Source organism: Entomomonas asaccharolytica, assembly GCF_016653615.1.
Taxonomy (GTDB): Bacteria; Pseudomonadota; Gammaproteobacteria; order Pseudomonadales; family Pseudomonadaceae; genus Entomomonas; species Entomomonas asaccharolytica.
The window spans coordinates 2586848-2602810 of sequence record NZ_CP067393.1 but is presented as its reverse complement, the minus strand read 5'-3'; the positions used below and the strand labels follow the sequence as shown (position 1 = coordinate 2602810).

Annotated in this window: 12 protein-coding genes and 1 pseudogene; 7 read left to right on the top strand and 6 right to left on the bottom strand. The window is 37.5% G+C overall.

Annotation, left to right across the window (positions count from 1 at the left end):
- Nucleotides 1-9 precede the first annotated feature (9 nt).
- The 6 genes from livH to JHT90_RS12095 all read left to right on the top strand — a co-directional run bounded on the left by livH (nt 10) and on the right by JHT90_RS12095 (nt 6020).
- On the top strand, nt 10-921 hold the full coding sequence (gene livH, locus JHT90_RS12120) for a high-affinity branched-chain amino acid ABC transporter permease LivH (protein WP_201091327.1): 912 nt from the start codon (nt 10-12) through the stop codon (nt 919-921).
- Entirely contained in the window at nt 918-2171 is a 1254-nt protein-coding gene (gene livM / locus JHT90_RS12115) for a high-affinity branched-chain amino acid ABC transporter permease LivM (protein WP_201091326.1), read from the top strand. Before livH ends, livM begins: the two co-directional genes overlap by 4 nt.
- Entirely contained in the window at nt 2168-2935 is a 768-nt protein-coding gene (livG, locus tag JHT90_RS12110; protein ID WP_201091325.1) for a high-affinity branched-chain amino acid ABC transporter ATP-binding protein LivG, read from the top strand. The genes livM and livG overlap by 4 nt, the downstream gene beginning before the upstream one ends.
- Nucleotides 2935-3636, top strand: a complete 702-nt coding sequence (locus JHT90_RS12105; protein ID WP_201091324.1) for an ABC transporter ATP-binding protein — start codon at nt 2935-2937, stop codon at nt 3634-3636. The genes livG and JHT90_RS12105 overlap by 1 nt, the downstream gene beginning before the upstream one ends.
- 344 nt (nt 3637-3980) lie before the next feature.
- Nucleotides 3981-5306, top strand: a complete 1326-nt coding sequence (gene brnQ, locus JHT90_RS12100) for a branched-chain amino acid transport system II carrier protein (RefSeq protein ID WP_201091315.1) — start codon at nt 3981-3983, stop codon at nt 5304-5306.
- Between the two features lie 27 nt (nt 5307-5333).
- A complete protein-coding gene (locus JHT90_RS12095; RefSeq protein ID WP_201091306.1) occupies nt 5334-6020 on the top strand; it encodes a hypothetical protein in 687 nt (228 codons plus the stop codon).
- 496 nt (nt 6021-6516) lie between these two features.
- On the opposite strand, the gene rlmKL is transcribed toward JHT90_RS12095, so the two are convergent.
- Nucleotides 6517-8688 carry a bifunctional 23S rRNA (guanine(2069)-N(7))-methyltransferase RlmK/23S rRNA (guanine(2445)-N(2))-methyltransferase RlmL gene (gene rlmKL, locus JHT90_RS12090; RefSeq protein ID WP_201091304.1) on the bottom strand — a complete coding sequence of 724 codons (2172 nt, stop codon included), beginning with the start codon at nt 8686-8688 and terminating at the stop codon, nt 6517-6519.
- Between the two features lie 130 nt (nt 8689-8818).
- On the opposite strand from rlmKL, the gene JHT90_RS12085 reads away from it, so the two are divergent.
- Entirely contained in the window at nt 8819-9772 is a 954-nt protein-coding gene (locus JHT90_RS12085) for a COG2958 family protein (RefSeq protein ID WP_236253947.1), read from the top strand.
- 34 nt (nt 9773-9806) lie between these two features.
- Here JHT90_RS12085 and JHT90_RS12080 read toward each other — a convergent pair whose 3' ends face one another.
- From JHT90_RS12080 to JHT90_RS12060, 5 genes and pseudogenes are all read right to left on the bottom strand, one after another.
- Nucleotides 9807-10619: an ABC transporter permease subunit gene (locus JHT90_RS12080; protein ID WP_201091296.1), complete on the bottom strand. Its 813-nt coding sequence runs from the start codon at nt 10617-10619 to the stop codon at nt 9807-9809.
- Nucleotides 10619-11293 (bottom strand): annotated as a pseudogene (locus JHT90_RS12075) (ABC transporter permease subunit); the annotation flags it as partial. The pseudogene JHT90_RS12075 and the gene JHT90_RS12080, both read right to left, overlap by 1 nt.
- A 746-nt stretch (nt 11294-12039) precedes the next feature.
- Nucleotides 12040-13188: a polyamine ABC transporter ATP-binding protein gene (potA, locus tag JHT90_RS12070; RefSeq protein WP_201091295.1), complete on the bottom strand. Its 1149-nt coding sequence runs from the start codon at nt 13186-13188 to the stop codon at nt 12040-12042.
- Between the two features lie 95 nt (nt 13189-13283).
- Nucleotides 13284-14381 (bottom strand): polyamine ABC transporter substrate-binding protein, encoded by a 1098-nt coding sequence (locus tag JHT90_RS12065; RefSeq protein WP_330893083.1) that lies wholly within the window; start codon nt 14379-14381, stop codon nt 13284-13286.
- Nucleotides 14382-14542: 161 nt separating this feature from the next.
- Nucleotides 14543-15907 carry an aspartate aminotransferase family protein gene (locus JHT90_RS12060; protein ID WP_201091293.1) on the bottom strand — a complete coding sequence of 455 codons (1365 nt, stop codon included), beginning with the start codon at nt 15905-15907 and terminating at the stop codon, nt 14543-14545.
- Nucleotides 15908-15963 lie beyond the last annotated feature (56 nt).

Sequence of the window (15963 nt, the reverse complement as noted above, 5' to 3'; positions counted from 1 at the left end):
AGGTTCACTATGGATTATTACCATTATCTGCAGCAGTTAATAAATGGTTTAACTGTAGGAAGTACCTATGCATTAATAGCCATTGGCTACACAATGGTTTATGGCATTATAGGTATGATTAACTTCGCCCATGGCGAAGTGTATATGATAGGTTCTTATATAGCATTTATTGCTTTGCTAGGCCTTAGTATGATGGGTTTAGAAAGCGTACCATTATTAATTATAGGTGCTTTTATTGTTAGTATGATTGTCACCTGTACCTATGGTTATAGTATTGAACGGGTGGCTTATCGCCCCTTACGTGGTAGTAACCGTTTGATTCCGTTGATTACTGCTATTGGTATGTCTATTTTTTTACAAGACTATGTAAAATTAGGTCAAGGTACAGACGATAAATCTATTCAACCTCTTATTTCAGGTAATTTAGAGCTAGCAGGGGGGCAGTTAATGATCTCCTATATGCAATTATTTATCTGGGTAGTGACGCTAATTGCCATGATTAGCCTTAGTCTGTTTATTGCTAAGTCGCGTTTAGGGCGTGCCTGTCGTGCTTGTTCACAAGATATGAAGATGGTTAATTTATTAGGTATTAATACTAATACGGTTATTTCTTCAACCTTTGTGATTGGTGCCATGTTAGCGGCAGTTGCCTCTGTTTTACTAGGTATGCAATATGGAGTGATTAATACCAATATGGGCTTTTTGGCAGGTATAAAAGCCTTTACTGCAGCTGTATTAGGTGGTATTGGCAGCATTCCTGGTGCAATGCTAGGTGGTTTAGTATTGGGAGTGGCTGAAGCTTTTGGTGGCGATATTTTGGGAGACCAATATAAAGATGTGGTGGCCTTTAGTTTATTAGTGCTTATCTTATTATTTAGGCCAACAGGCATATTAGGTCGCCCAGAGGTAGAAAAGGTATGAATAAATCCATTCGTATGGCGTTTATTAATGCCTTATTAGTGGTTATTTTAGCTTACTCGGTGTTTGGTCTTAAATTAACAAAGCAAGGAGTCGGCTTTGTTGTCGAAGGTGCTGATGCTAAAACCCTATGGCTGATTGCGATGACTGCGCTAGCCATGTTTATTTGGTGTATTATTCGCGATCTGTTAACCACTAAATTTCCACGTCATCCCAACTCCTCATTTATCCCCCTTCGCCTTAAAGCTAAATTAACCATGCAGTCAACCCAAATATGGCTAATGCTGGCGTTAATTATTGTGGCATTCCTTATTCCTTTTATGGGGTCTAAGGTAATCATGACCACAGCTACTACTATTCTTATTTATGCTTTATTGGGTTTAGGGCTAAATATTGTGGTAGGTTTGGCAGGTTTATTAGATCTTGGTTATATCGGCTTTTATGCTGTAGGCGCCTATACCTATGCATTTTTAATGGAGTTTGCAGGTCTTGGTTTTTGGGCATCTTTACCTTTAGCGGGATTAGCAGCAGCTGTTTTTGGTTTATTATTAGGTTTTCCTGTCTTAAGGTTACGAGGTGATTATCTAGCTATTGTTACCTTAGGCTTTGGTGAGATTATTCGAATTTTACTGAATAACCTAACCCAATTTACTAATGGCCCTAGGGGAATGTCAGTAGATGCGCCTACCTTCTTCGGCCTTGCTTTTAGTAGGCGAGCACCAGAAGGAGTAACTACCTTTCATGAGTTTTTTGGAATAAAGTTCAGCAGTGATTACAGGATGATCTTTATCTATCTTATTCTACTGCTATTTGTGTTGCTTGCTTTATTTGTGATTAATCGCTTAATTCGTATGCCTATTGGCAGAGCTTGGGAAGCATTGCGTGAAGATGAAATTGCTTGTCGTGCTTTGGGGTTGAATCCTACTTTAATTAAACTTTCTGCTTTTACCATTGGCGCTAGTTTTGCTGGTTTGGCAGGTTGTATTTTTGCCGCTAAACAAGGCACCATTTATCCAGGCGATTTTACCTTTCTAGGCTCAGCCATGATTCTTGCTATTGTGGTGTTAGGTGGATTAGGCTCACAACTTGGGGTTATTCTGGCCGCTATTTTTATGGGAATGTTAGAAAATATGCAAGAGTTCCAAGAATACCGTATGTTGATTTTTGGGCTTAGTATGATTGTTATTATGATTTGGCGTCCACAGGGTTTACTACCTATGCAAAGACCCCATCTGGAGTTAAAGCGCCGATGAGTCCAGTGATATTAGAAGTTAAAGATTTAGCGATGCGCTTTGGTGGTTTATTAGCGGTTGATGGAGTAGGTTTTAACGTTAAGCAAAAACAAATTCTTTCTTTAATTGGCCCTAATGGTGCAGGTAAAACGACGGTATTTAATTGCTTAACAGGATTTTATAAGCCCACAAGTGGTACTATCACATTAAAAGGGGAGCAAATTCAAGGATTAGCGGGTCATAAGGTGGCGCGTAAAGGTGTGGTTAGAACCTTTCAGAATGTGCGCTTATTCTCTGAAATGACCGCTATTGAAAACTTGTTGATTGCGCAACATCGCCATTTAAATACTAGTTTTATTGGTGGTCTTTTAAAAACAGCTAGTTACCGCAGAAGTGAGCGTCAAGCGTTAGAGTATGCCAGCCAATGGTTAGAAAAAGTAGGCTTAATTGATGTGGCTAATCGTACAGCAGGTACGTTGGCTTATGGGCAACAGCGTCGTCTTGAAATTATTCGCTGTATGATGACCAAGCCAGAAATATTAATGCTAGATGAGCCTGCTGCTGGTTTAAACCCTAAAGAAACAGAAGATTTAAAAGAGTTAATCGCCTTATTACGTGATGACTACAATGTAACCGTGTTATTAATTGAACATGATATGAAATTAGTGATGACTATTTCAGATTATATTGTGGTGATTAATCAAGGTAAGCCATTGGCTGAAGGTTTACCTGAAGAGGTGCGTAATAACCCCGAAGTGATTAAAGCTTATTTGGGGGAAGAATAATGTTAACGATTAATCAAGTTTCTACCTTTTATGGCAAAATCCAAGCACTACATGATGTTTCTATTAGTGTTGAAAAGGGCGAAATTGTTACTTTGATTGGTGCTAATGGTGCAGGTAAATCTACTTTATTAATGACGCTTTGTGGTTCACCAAGGGCGCAGAGTGGCAGTATTGTCTATAAAGGGGCAGAGTTAGTGGGGCAACCTACGCATCATATTATGCGGCAGGGTATTGCTATTGTTCCAGAAGGGCGTCGGGTATTTTCACGTTTAACCGTTGAAGAAAACTTGGCGATGGGTGGTTTTTTTGCCAGCAGTAAAGATTATGATGAGCAAATGGACAAAGTATTAACTTTGTTTCCACGTCTAAAGGAACGTTTTACACAACGTGCAGGAACCATGTCGGGCGGTGAACAGCAAATGTTAGCCATTGGCCGAGCGATGATGAGTAAACCAGAATTATTATTGTTAGATGAACCTTCATTAGGTTTAGCACCCATTATTATTCAACAGATTTTTGCCATTATTGAGCAGTTGCGGGAAGAGGGTGTTACGGTTTTCTTAGTGGAACAAAATGCGAATCAGGCGCTGAAATTAGCAGATCGCGCATATGTGTTAGAAAATGGTCATATTGTTATGCAAGGCAGTGGTCATGATCTATTAACTGATCCTGAAGTACGTAATGCTTATTTAGGTGGATAGCTATATTTATATTATTTGGCACTTTATAGTTAATTACCTGTCTATTGTTTATCTTCTTGTACCCTTATTGCTAGTTTTCAAAAGAAACTAGCAATATTGATTAGGCTAATCACTGCTACTAGTTATAACCTAGCTACTAAAAAAATTATCTGTTATTTAGCCTCAATTGCAACCTTTTTAGCACATTGGTTGCACTTTAGGGTTGCAATAAAGTCACAATGATTAACAAATTCTGTTATATTTATCAGTTTTATTAATGACTTGAGTTATTTTCGAAAATAATTCACAGCATTATTTATGCAGTTTTTGCTAAATAGTTTCCATTTAATGTGGTATAGCCTTTAATGAATACATTGAAAACACGAGATATCTTAGCATTGGGTTTTATGACCTTTGCTTTGTTTGTGGGGGCAGGAAATATTATTTTCCCTCCTTTTATTGGGTTACAAGCTGGGCATAATGTTTGGTTGGCGGCAGCAGGGTTTTTAATAACAGGGGTAACGCTACCTGTTATCACCATTGTAGCGATGGCAAAAGTAGGCGGTTCAATGGCTAAATTGAGCCAGCCTATTGGCAAAACAGCGGGGATTATCTTAACCGTTGTTTGTTATTTAGCAATTGGTCCTTTGTTTGCAGGCCCTAGAACAGCCACCGTGTCTTTTGAGGTAGGGGTGTTTCCCTTGCTTAAAGGTGGCGCTTATGAGCAATACCAGCAGTTAGCTTTATTTATTTATAGTCTGATTTATTTTATTGCAGTTATTTTTATTTCATTACATCCTGGAAAGTTACTGGATACAGTGGGGCATATCTTAGCTCCCTTAAAAATTGTAGCCTTAATTATATTGGGTATTGCTGCATTTGCTTATCCCGCTGGAAATATTGCAGAAGCTACCCAAACTTATCAAACAGCTGCTTTTGCACAAGGCTTTGTGAATGGTTATTTAACGATGGATACATTAGCTTCTCTAGCTTTTGGGATTGTTATTATTAATGCTATTCAAGCAAGAGGTGTCACCTCTGATAAACTATTAACTCGCTATACTATTTATGCTGGGTTGATTGCAGGTATTGGATTAGCATTACTTTATATTACCTTATTTAAACTAGGCAATAATAGCCCTGCAATTGCTCCAGATGCTACAAATGGCGCTGTAGTATTGCATGCTTATGTAGATCATACCTTTGGTAGTTTTGGTGCTATTTTTCTAGGCTTTATTATTGGTATTGCTTGTATTGTGACTGCAATTGGGGTTACTACAGCTTGTGGTGCTTATTTTTCAATGTTATTACCAATTCCCTATCGAGCTGTTATTTTAGGTGTGGGTACTTTCTCATTTGTTATTTCTAATATTGGTTTAACCCAACTTATTCAAGTTTCAGCACCTGTTCTAGTGGCTATTTATCCACCCTGTATTGTATTAGTGATGATGAGCTTTTTTAAGAAGTTCTGGTATTTTCCACAGTATGTATTTTCGTCCGTAGTGTTGGTTTCATTCATATTTGGTATTGTAGATGGCTTAAAAGAGGCAAATTTTGCTGTACCTGAATGGTTTTTTCATTTACCTTTAGCCGATAAAAGTTTAGCGTGGTTAATACCATCCTTAATTGTTTTAGTGATCGCTAGCATTATCGATCAATTGGCTAAAAGAAAAGCCTATAAGGTAGAGTGACCCATTATCAAATTGAAAGGGATGTATATGAGATTAGTACAACGTTGTTGTTTATTATTATCTGTACTATTGTTAGTAGCTTGCCAGAATAATGAAGTAAAACGACCTACTTATTTAGGGCAAAGCCAATTACGAGCGGTTTTGACTCAACAAAATGGTATGTGGCTAGCCACAGATTGCACAAGTGGTACACAAGACCGTTTTCAATTAATTGATGATAATACAAATTTTACAATGGATGCTAGCCACTTATTAACAAAAGCACAAGGCGGCTTGTTTATTGATGCAATAGGGGTGATTAATAATAAGCCAACGGCTACCAGTGAAGGAAGTTTTACAGTTAAACAGTTAAATCGTCTTACCATAGATGCTAATAAAGGTTGTAAAGAAGATGATTACAATCGTGTAGTTGTCCGCACCATAGGTAAAAACCCATTATGGGTAACCAGTATTGCACCAAAAGGACTGGTATTGGAAAGAATGAATCAAAGCCCATTAGTGTTGCCTTATATGGATGAGCGCTTACCAGATGGGCAAATGAATTTTGCCACTGAAGCCAACGGTCAAACCATACAATTATGGGTTGCACCTGAACAATGTATTGATGAAGAAACAGGCGATATTTATTCCATGCGGGCTATTCTAACGATTAATTTCCAAACCTTTCAGGGATGTGGTTATCTAGGAAAAGTGGCGGGTGTTATAAATTATTAGTGTTAATTTAAGTTAGTAAGGCTAGTTTTCATATATTTGCTATATAACTCAAAAAAACTGCCAAATATTAAACATTGTAGCCAGCATAGATTAACTAGCATTAATAAGTAATATTCCCAGTGCATAAATATTTCAAAGTGTTTTAATTTTATAAAACCATACTGATAATAGAAATAAATATTGTAGTAGGTATTTGCAAATACTATATCCGCAAGCCAACCCAATAAAAAATAAGCAATAAATTTAATTATTTTATTTTTGAACGGTTTTTTAGCCAAAATAAGTATAACTATAGAAAGAGATATAATAATTTCTAGCCCAACATATAAAAATAAATTAAACTGCCGCATGGTAGATATACCATGTAGCCATTTATAGGTCATTAAATAAACCAATAAAATAACCAATAACATACAGATTATTTTCATTAAATATGAATCTAACTTAAAAAATGATACTCCTTTCATTCTTTAATCCTTTGCAATATACCAATAAGTTATTTTTTAGTAATTTGCCATGCTCGATGAATTTTATTATTGCGTTTAAAATCTATATCTATAGTTTGTTCAGATATTTCTTCTATTTGGTATTCTTCTTGTAAACACTTATCTAACTCAAATTTTCTAAAGTTATTGGAGAAGTAGACGGTGCCTTTATCAGATAGACGATTCATCGCCAATTCAATTAATTTAGGATGATCTCGTTGAATATCAAACACCCCCTCAAAACGTTTTGAATTGGAAAAGGTAGGGGGATCAATAAAGATTAGATCGTATTCTTCTTTCTCATTCTTTAGCCATTCCATCACATCTGCTTGAATAAGCCTTTGCCGTTCAGAATAGCCATTTAATAGTAAATTACGTTTAGCCCATTCTAAATAAGTTTTTGAAAGATCAACACTGGTTGTAGTTCTAGCTCCGCCTTTTACAGCATGAACACTGGCTGTGGCGGTATAGCAAAATAAATTAAGAAAACGTTTACCTTGCGCTTCTTGCTGAATACGTAATCGCATAGGGCGATGGTCTAGAAATAGACCTGTATCCAAATAGTCTTTTAAATTAACGAGTAATTTAACGCCACCCTCTGCCACTTCCATAAAGTGGCCTTCACTATTTTGCCGTTCGTATTGGCGTTTACCTTTTTGCTGTTCACGCCGTTTAATCACAATTTTTTCAGGTTCAATATCCAATACTTGAGGAATAGCTGAAAGAGCATCTAACAAGCGAGTTTGTGCTTTTTCTGGATCAATGGTTTTTGGAGGTGCATACTCTTGCACATGTACCCAATCGTTATAAATATCAATGGCCAAGGCATATTCAGGCATATCTGCATCGTATAAGCGATAACAGCTAATATCTTGTTGCTTAGCCCATTTAGCGAGTTGTTTTTTGTTTTTCTCTAAACGATTAGCAAACATTTGCGCGCCCTCTGATAGCATAGCCGCTTGTCTATTATCAGTAGTAGTTGGCTGTTGCTGTTCAGTATGTTGTACCACAAACTTTTCAGGCACTATATCCATTAATACTAACTTACAAGGTATAGTGCCATTATAGAAAGCGTATTGCTTATGGCTACGAATGCCCATCCGCTTACATAATTCAGGCGCACCTGTAAAAATACCTGCTTGCCAACCTTGGCATTCAGCTCTTAAAGCCTCACCAAAATGTTGGTAAAGATAGAGTAAGCTAGCTTCATCACCTAATCGTTCACCATAAGGAGGGTTACATACTACTAATCCTTTTTGGCCTTTATCTGGATGAGGCGCAAATGTGGCAAGGTCACCTTGATAGATATTAATCCAACGATCTAAATTAGCCCGTGCAATATTATTGTGGGCAGGTTTAATTAAACGAGGGTCTGCTTCATAACCACGAATCCATAATGGTGGTTTGGCTAAACCCTCTTCTGAACGTTCTTGTGCTTCTTGATAGACACGTTTCCAAATACTAGGAATATCACCTAACCAATGAGTAAAGCCCCAATGTTCACGGTATAAGTTTGGTGCAACACCTGCCGCCATCATCGCGCCTTCAATGACTAAAGTGCCTACCCCACACATAGGGTCAACTAATGCACCGCCTTCTGCTGCAATTTTAGGCCAGCCAGCACGAATTAGAATAGCCGCTGCTAAATTCTCTTTTAAAGGTGCAGCACCTTGTTGTAAACGATAACCACGCTGATGTAGGCTTTGCCCTGATAGATCAATAGAAACGGTTGCTTCACCACGTTCTAAACGGACATGGATACGAATATCTGGGTATAGCTTATCAATAGATGGGCGTTCACCACGTTTATTTCTAAGTCTATCCACAATGGCATCTTTTGCTTTCAGGGCACCAAAGTGAGTATTATCAATACCGCTGCCTTTACCTGTAAACTCAATAGCTAAGCTACCTGTTGGCTCTAAATGATCTCGCCAATCGATATGATAAATACCATCATAAAGCTCTTGCGCATTTTTGACAGGAAAACGCTTTAATACTAAAAGAACTCTATTAGCTAAACGAGACCAAATACATAACCGATAAGCTGTTTCCATATCTGCCAACCCTTGCACATTGGCTATCCTTTCTTTAGCTTCTAATAAACCTAACTCACTCGCTTCATCTTTAAGAAGACTTTCAAGGCTTTTAGGGCAGGTAAGGATAATTTCAAACTGATCAGACATGGCAAGTGAAACCTAATAGATATTTTATAAAGTGTATAGTATAACTGTTTCTGACTTAGCAGTGATGAATATGATATATTGAACAGCTAAATCTCAGTAATAAAAGAATTATAGAGTAAAAGGGTAATGGATGATGAGTAAACAATCACAAACTCAAAAGATTGCTACTTGGTTAGCTGAACATCCTAATCAAAAGTTTACAGCTAGGGAAATCGCTAAAGCGATTATTGAACGATATCCAGAAGATTATCAAGATAAACGAAATAATGATCGTTTTGAAACAGAGCAAGATTTTATTCAGCAGATTGTTGCAGAAATAGGTGCTCAAAAAGATCAAATTATAAAGAAAAATAAGAAAATTCGTTGGCAAGATAAACCTAAGCCTCGTGTTTATTGGTTTGATGAAAGTGAAACAACAGGTCTAGTAAATTCTATTATTGCCGATGATATTGCAGCGATAGAACAAGATGCTGTTAAGCAAACTAAAGAAAAACAATCATTGTTATCTGAGCAAGATCTTTATCCTATATTAATGCAGTATTTAAGTAGCGAGCAGAAGCTGTATTGCATGCGTATTAATGAAAAACGTTCTAGTAACCGTTATGGTATAAATGCTAATAAATGGCTACATCCTGATATTGTCGCTATGCAACCTGTTGCCGAAGTTTGGGATCAATTAGTACGCACTTGTGTTCTAAAAGGCGATGGGCAAAGTACAAGGCTATGGTCATTTGAGGTTAAGAAAGGGTTAACTAGGGCGAATGTAAGAGAGTATTTTTTCCAAGCAGTCAGTAATTCCACTTGGGCTAATGAGGGCTATTTAGTCTGTACAGCCATTGCTGGTGATGGCACAGAAGATGAGTTAAGAATGTTATCTGCTTTACATGGTATTGGGGTGATTGTATTAAATATAGCGGATTTATCTGAATCAGAAATTTTAATTCCTGCCCGTTCTAAGCAAGATATAGACTGGCAAACAGTTAATCGATTAGTGGTTGAAAATGGCGATATGAAAGATTTTATTGATCTGGTTTCAAATTACTATGAAACAGGTCGCTTACGAGCCAGAGATTGGAATAAATGATATAAAAAAGGGAAGTTTAAACTTCCCTTTTTGTTTAGGATACAGTTTTACGCTTTTTATCGATCCGTCTATTAATAAACCATGCGGCTAAAGTAAAGGTTGATATTACTAGAAGAATAATCGAAGCAATCGCATTAATTTGTGGGTCAACACCTAATCTTACTTTTGAGAAGATATACACAGGTAAAGTCGTAGAACCAGGACCTGATAAGAAGTTAGCTAATACCACATCGTCTAATGATAATGCAAAAGAAAGCATAGCACCTGCAAATAAAGAGGGGGCTATCATCGGAATAGTAATAAAGATAAAGGTTTTCCAAGGTGGCGCACCTAAATCCATTGAGGCTTCTTCTAAAGAACGATCTAACTCTCTTAATCGAGAAGATACCAGAATAGCTACATAAGCTGTACAAAAGGTAGTATGGGCGATCCAAATATTGATTAATCCTTTACTTGGCCAACCAAAAAACTCATTGATTGCCATAAATAATAATAGTAAGGAGAAACCAGTAATAATTTCAGGCATGACTAGCGGTGCTGTTACCATTCCTGCAAAGAATGAACGGCCTCTGAAATAGTCCATACGGGTAAGTACAAAAGCGGCTAACGTACCTATAACTACTGCACTAATAGAGGTATAAAAAGCTACTTCTAAAGAGCGAAATAGGGCTGCTATAAGATCGCTACTATCAGATAAATCACGATACCACTTAGTAGACCAACCTTCCCAAACCACTACCATTTTGGAGGCATTAAAGGAGTAAACAACTAAGATAACCATCGGTAGATAGATAAATAGCAATCCTAAAACCAACATCATATTGGTGAAGTTAAAACGATTCTTCATCAGTTGGCCTCCAGTTGTTTAGATTGGTTACGATTAAATAAATGAATAGGGATAATCAGTAGCACAAGCATAATCACCGCTAAGGCAGCTGCTTTAGGCCAATCGTTATTACTAAAGTATTCGCGGTAAATAGTTTGACCAATCAGTTGATACTCTGAACCACCGAGTAATTCAGGAATTACAAATTCACCAATGACAGGAATAAACACCAACATACAACCAGCTATAATACCGTTTTTAGAAAGTGGTACGGTAATTTTCCAGAATGCTGCAAGGCTTCGAGTACCTAAATCTGCCGCTGCTTCGAGTAGCGAGTGGTCATGCTTTACTAAGTTGGCATATAAAGGTAATACCATAAAGGGTAAGTAGGCATAAACTACCCCAATATAAACAGCGATATAGGTATTGAGTATTTCAATGGGGGAATTAATAATGCCTAGCCCCATTAACAATTGGTTGAGTAAGCCATTATTACCATTGCCTAGAATAGTCATCCATGCATAAACACGAATCAGTAAAGCTGTCCATGTAGGCATAATAATCAATAATATAAGTACAGCTTGCGTACTTTTAGGCGCTCTGGCAATAGCATAGGCCATTGGATAACCGATTAGTAAACAAAACAATGTACTAAAGAAAGCTAATTCAACAGAGTTTAAATAAGGTGTTAAATAACTTGAGCTTTCAAATTGTTCAAAACCCAATGGATTAGGAATTAAGTATTTACCAATAACACAAATAAAGACTAATAATGCACCAATGATTAAGCCCATTCTTGGTAAATGAGAAAGACGGCTTTTCTTGATAACAAAATCATTACTGTATTCACGTTGATTAAGCTGGAAAAATACAGGAATAACAGCTAGTGATAGATGGGTGATTACAATACTAAGATAAATAAAAATACTATTATTTAAAATTGTAAGGGGTTCACTAATAATACCCAACTGCATCAGAAAATTATTAACAATACCTGTAGCGGCTAAGGTGTTACCTGTATAAGAAGCATAGCCATGCAAAAATATGGTTAATAGGGTGGGTGTTGCAATAAGCCAAAGTAAAGTATTTTGTAGCTTTCTGTCTTGTAGTTTTGCTATTGCACGAGCAATAAAATAGCCTAGTAGCAAGCACAGCAAGGTACTAGTAAAGGCTAGCTTTAGCATGGCAAGGTAAGGGTCTAGGTAAGCCCAATCATCATCTTGCACAATACTTACAAAGCTAAAATAATTAAAAACAACCGATAGCTGATCTTCTGCCCATACAAACATGGGATGGTAAGGTGGGCTATAATCAGACTCCGATAAACTGATCTTTAATACAATAATAAAGGGCAGTAGAAAGAATAAAAGTAGCCAGAAAAAGGGTATGCCGATAACAGAGCCGCGGCCTAACCTTTTAGCGTAAGTTGCTAGTTTAGGATTCATTGTAGTACCACACCGCTGTCATCTTCCCAATAAAGATAAACTTGATCATCCCATGTAGGACGTTTTACATGGCGTTCAGAGTTAGCCATAAATGATTGTACAATCTTTCCAGACGGTAGTTCGATATGGTAAATAGAATGACCGCCTAAATAGGCAATGTCATACACTATACCTGTCGTCCAGTTGTAATCAGGGTGTTCAATTTCAGGCTTTTGATGGCTAACTAGCACTTTTTCTGGACGTATTGCATAGGTAACTCTTTTATCTTCAGCGCGACTAGTAATACCATGACCAATATAAATAGGGTTTGGTAGTTGGGGGCAGACGATTACAGCATGGTTGCTAGCATCTTCAACAAGCTCGCCTTCAAACATATTTACATTACCAATAAACTCGCATACTAAGCGCGTAGCAGGTGTTTCGTAAATATCCATAGGGCTACCAATTTGTTCAATGGTGCCTTGGTTCATAATGGCAATACGCTGTGCCATAGTCATGGCTTCTTCTTGGTCGTGGGTTACCATGACACAAGTTACACCTACACTCTCAATAATTTCTACTAGCTCTAGTTGCATTTGTGAGCGTAGTTTTTTATCAAGGGCACCCATAGGTTCGTCTAATAACAATAGCTTAGGACGTTTAGCGAGGGAACGCGCTAAAGCCACACGTTGTCTTTGACCACCAGATAGTTGATGAGGTTTACGGTGCGCATATTGAGTCATATGCACCAGTTTTAACATTTGCTCAACCCGTTGCTTAATTTGATCTTTTGGTAATTTATCTTGCTTTAAACCAAAAGCAATATTTTGTTCCACTGTCATATGCGGAAATAGCGCATAAGATTGGAACATCATATTAATTGGGCGTTCATAAGGTGGTAATTTGGTAATATCTTGACCATCTAAGAAGATACGACCTTCTGTAGGGGTTTCAAAACCTGCGAGCATTCGTAATAGTGTGGATTTTCCTGAGCCAGAACCACCTAATAAAGCAAAAATTTCACCACGGTTAATGGTAAGGCTTACATTATCAACAGCGATAGTCCCATCAAACGATTTAGTCACTCGATCAATCTTGACCAGTTCCTGTTTAGGCGTTTGGGTACCTGTCATGGCCTTTTTGAAAGCACTAGATGCAATAGCCATTACTTCGAATCTCCACACTAATATTAAAAAGACAAAGAGTAATAAGTTGTATGATTAACTTATTACTCTCTTTGTGTACTTGGGACTAGTTAGGTTTATTTACTAGTTTTAACTTTTGTCCAACTATTTACCATTGCACGTTGTGTTTTCAATGGTAGTAATGGGAAAGTATAAATTTTTTCCATTACTGCATCCGTTGGATAGATACCAGGATCATTACGGATATCTTCTGCTACTAAAGGTGTTGCTGCACTATTAGCATTAGGGAAGCGTACATAATTAGTGATTTCAGCAGCAATTTCAGGTTGCATAATAAAGTTGATAAATTTATGCGCAGCCTCTGGATTTGGTGCATCTTTAGGGATAGCCATCATATCAAAGAAGCTAGCAGCCCCTTCTTTAGGAATGTTGTATTGAATATTTACACCATTTTTTGCTTCTTTGGCGCGTACTTTACTTTGCTGTAAATCACCTGAATAGCCTACAGATACACAGATATTACCATTAGCTAAGTCTAAGATATTTTTAGACGAATGGAAGTAGGCCACATAAGGACGAATCTTCAAGAATAATTCTTGAGCGTCTTTAATATGAGTGGTATCTGTAGCGGTAGGGTCATTGCCTAAGTATTTCATGGCAGCAGGTAGCATTTCTGTAGGTGAATCTAGGAATGCAACACCGCAAGATTTTAGTTTTTTCATGTTTTCAACATTGAATACTAAATCCCAAGAATCAGTTGGTGCATTATCACCTAAGGCTGCTTTTACTTTATCAACGTTGTAGGCAATACCAATAGTACCCCACATATAAGGCACAGCGTATTTATTTTCTGGATCATTAACCTCTAACGCTTTCATTAGGGTAGGGTTTAAGTTTTTCCAGTTTGGTAATTTTGATTTATCTAATGGTTGGTATAAACCTGCTTTAATTTGTTTTGCTAAAAAGGCATTAGAAGGCACCACAATGTCATAGCCAGAGTTGCCAGCAATTAATTTAGCTTCTACGATTTCGTTGTTATCAAATACATCATAAACAACTTTGATGCCTGTTTGTTTTTCAAACTTGCTGATAGTATCTGGTGCAATATAGTCAGACCAGTTATAGACATGTAATACATCATCAGCAGCATAGGCCATACCTGTAGCTACAATAGTAATAGAAGTGGCGAGAAGTGTTTTTTTAAAAAATTTCATCATGGCTAATTCCCCAATAAAGATAAAATTGCCTGCCAAAAGTTACACTTAGTAGGTATTACTAAGTAGCTTATTAATGTGAAATTACTTACAAGAAATAATCGGCACATTATAGTTTTTCTTTACACACAACACTAGAAAATTCTTATTGTGTAACACTTTTATTTTGCCTTAGCATCTTGCCAAGTTAAATCTAAACATTTCACTGCTTTTTCAATCAATTCATCAACTTCAGTTTTAGTAATTACAAGGGGTGGTGCAATAATCATAGTATCGCCAACAGCACGCATAACAAGGCCATTGTTAAAACAGTGTTCACGACACATCATGCCCGTATTGCCACCTGCAAAACGTTCTGCTGTTTGTTTATTTTTCACTAATTCTAATGCACCCACCATGCCAAGTGCTCTTGCTTCTCCGACTAATGGATGATCCGCTAACTGCGTCCATTTCTCTAATAGATAGGGAGCTATATCACTTTTAACATGCTCTAAAATATTTTCATTTTTAAGAATATTGATGTTTTCTAAAGCAACGGCCGCCGAAGCAGGGTGTCCAGAGTAAGTGTAACCATGATAGAATTCACCACCCTGATTCAGAACTTCAACTATTTCATCACGTACAATAACGCCACCCATGGGTAAGTAACCAGAGGTTATACCCTTGGCAATAGGCATTAAATCAGGCTGATTGCCAAAGTATTGGCTACCAAACCATTCGCCTGTACGACCAAAGCCACAGATCACTTCATCGGCAACAAAAAGAATATCGTATTTAGCTAAGATTTCTCTAACTTTTGGCCAGTAAGTAGTTGGTGGAATAATAACGCCACCTGCACCTTGAATAGGTTCTGCAATAAAGGCTGCTATTTTTTCAACACCAATTTCTTGAATCTTTTGCTCTAATTGCTCAGCAGCCCAAATGCCAAATTCTTCAGGTGATTTAGTGCGGTCACTACCATACCAATAAGGTTGCGCTATATGTTCTATGCCAGATAATACGCCCCCTTGTTTATGCATTGCAGGCATACCACTAAGGCTAGCCCCTGCAACAGTTGAGCCATGATAACCATTGACACGACTGATAATAATTTGTTTTTCAGGTTGTCCTTTGGTTGCCCAATAATGGCGCACCATACGCACCACTGTGTCATTTGATTCTGAGCCTGAACCTGTAAAAAATACATGGTTCATGCCTTCAGGCGCTAACTCAGTAATTGCTTTTGCTAGTTCAATAGCAGGGGGATGAGCAGTTTGAAAGAAAAGATTGTAGTAGGGTAGTTCAAGCATTTGCTTGTAAGCAGCTTCTGCTAATTCTTTGCGGCCATAACCCACGTTGACACACCAAAGCCCTGCCATGCCATCAAGAATCTTGTTACCTTCTGTATCCCATAAGTAAACCCCTTTGGCCTGCTTAATAATGCGCGCACCTTTGGCATTTAACTGTTGATAATCAGTAAAGGGGGGAAGCAGATGCTCTCTTCCTAAGTCTTGTAATTGTGCAGTTTGAGAGTTTTGTGTTGTCATTATTTGAGACCCCAAGTTTTTAATACAAAGAGAGGACTTAGCATATAGTGAGAAGC

What these genes read in the sequence shown, in the direction of transcription:
- livH (WP_201091327.1), top strand. Translation starts at nt 10, where the DNA reads ATGGATTATTACCATTATCTGCAGCAGTTAATAAATGGTTTAACTGTA.
- livM (WP_201091326.1), top strand. Translation starts at nt 918, where the DNA reads ATGAATAAATCCATTCGTATGGCGTTTATTAATGCCTTATTAGTGGTT.
- livG (WP_201091325.1), top strand. Translation starts at nt 2,168, where the DNA reads ATGAGTCCAGTGATATTAGAAGTTAAAGATTTAGCGATGCGCTTTGGT.
- JHT90_RS12105 (WP_201091324.1), top strand. Translation starts at nt 2,935, where the DNA reads ATGTTAACGATTAATCAAGTTTCTACCTTTTATGGCAAAATCCAAGCA.
- brnQ (WP_201091315.1), top strand. Translation starts at nt 3,981, where the DNA reads ATGAATACATTGAAAACACGAGATATCTTAGCATTGGGTTTTATGACC.
- JHT90_RS12095 (WP_201091306.1), top strand. Translation starts at nt 5,334, where the DNA reads ATGAGATTAGTACAACGTTGTTGTTTATTATTATCTGTACTATTGTTA.
- rlmKL (WP_201091304.1), bottom strand. Translation starts at nt 8,688, where the DNA reads ATGTCTGATCAGTTTGAAATTATCCTTACCTGCCCTAAAAGCCTTGAA.
- JHT90_RS12085 (WP_236253947.1), top strand. Translation starts at nt 8,819, where the DNA reads ATGATGAGTAAACAATCACAAACTCAAAAGATTGCTACTTGGTTAGCT.
- JHT90_RS12080 (WP_201091296.1), bottom strand. Translation starts at nt 10,619, where the DNA reads ATGAAGAATCGTTTTAACTTCACCAATATGATGTTGGTTTTAGGATTG.
- potA (WP_201091295.1), bottom strand. Translation starts at nt 13,188, where the DNA reads ATGGCTATTGCATCTAGTGCTTTCAAAAAGGCCATGACAGGTACCCAA.
- JHT90_RS12065 (WP_330893083.1), bottom strand. Translation starts at nt 14,381, where the DNA reads ATGAAATTTTTTAAAAAAACACTTCTCGCCACTTCTATTACTATTGTA.
- JHT90_RS12060 (WP_201091293.1), bottom strand. Translation starts at nt 15,907, where the DNA reads ATGACAACACAAAACTCTCAAACTGCACAATTACAAGACTTAGGAAGA.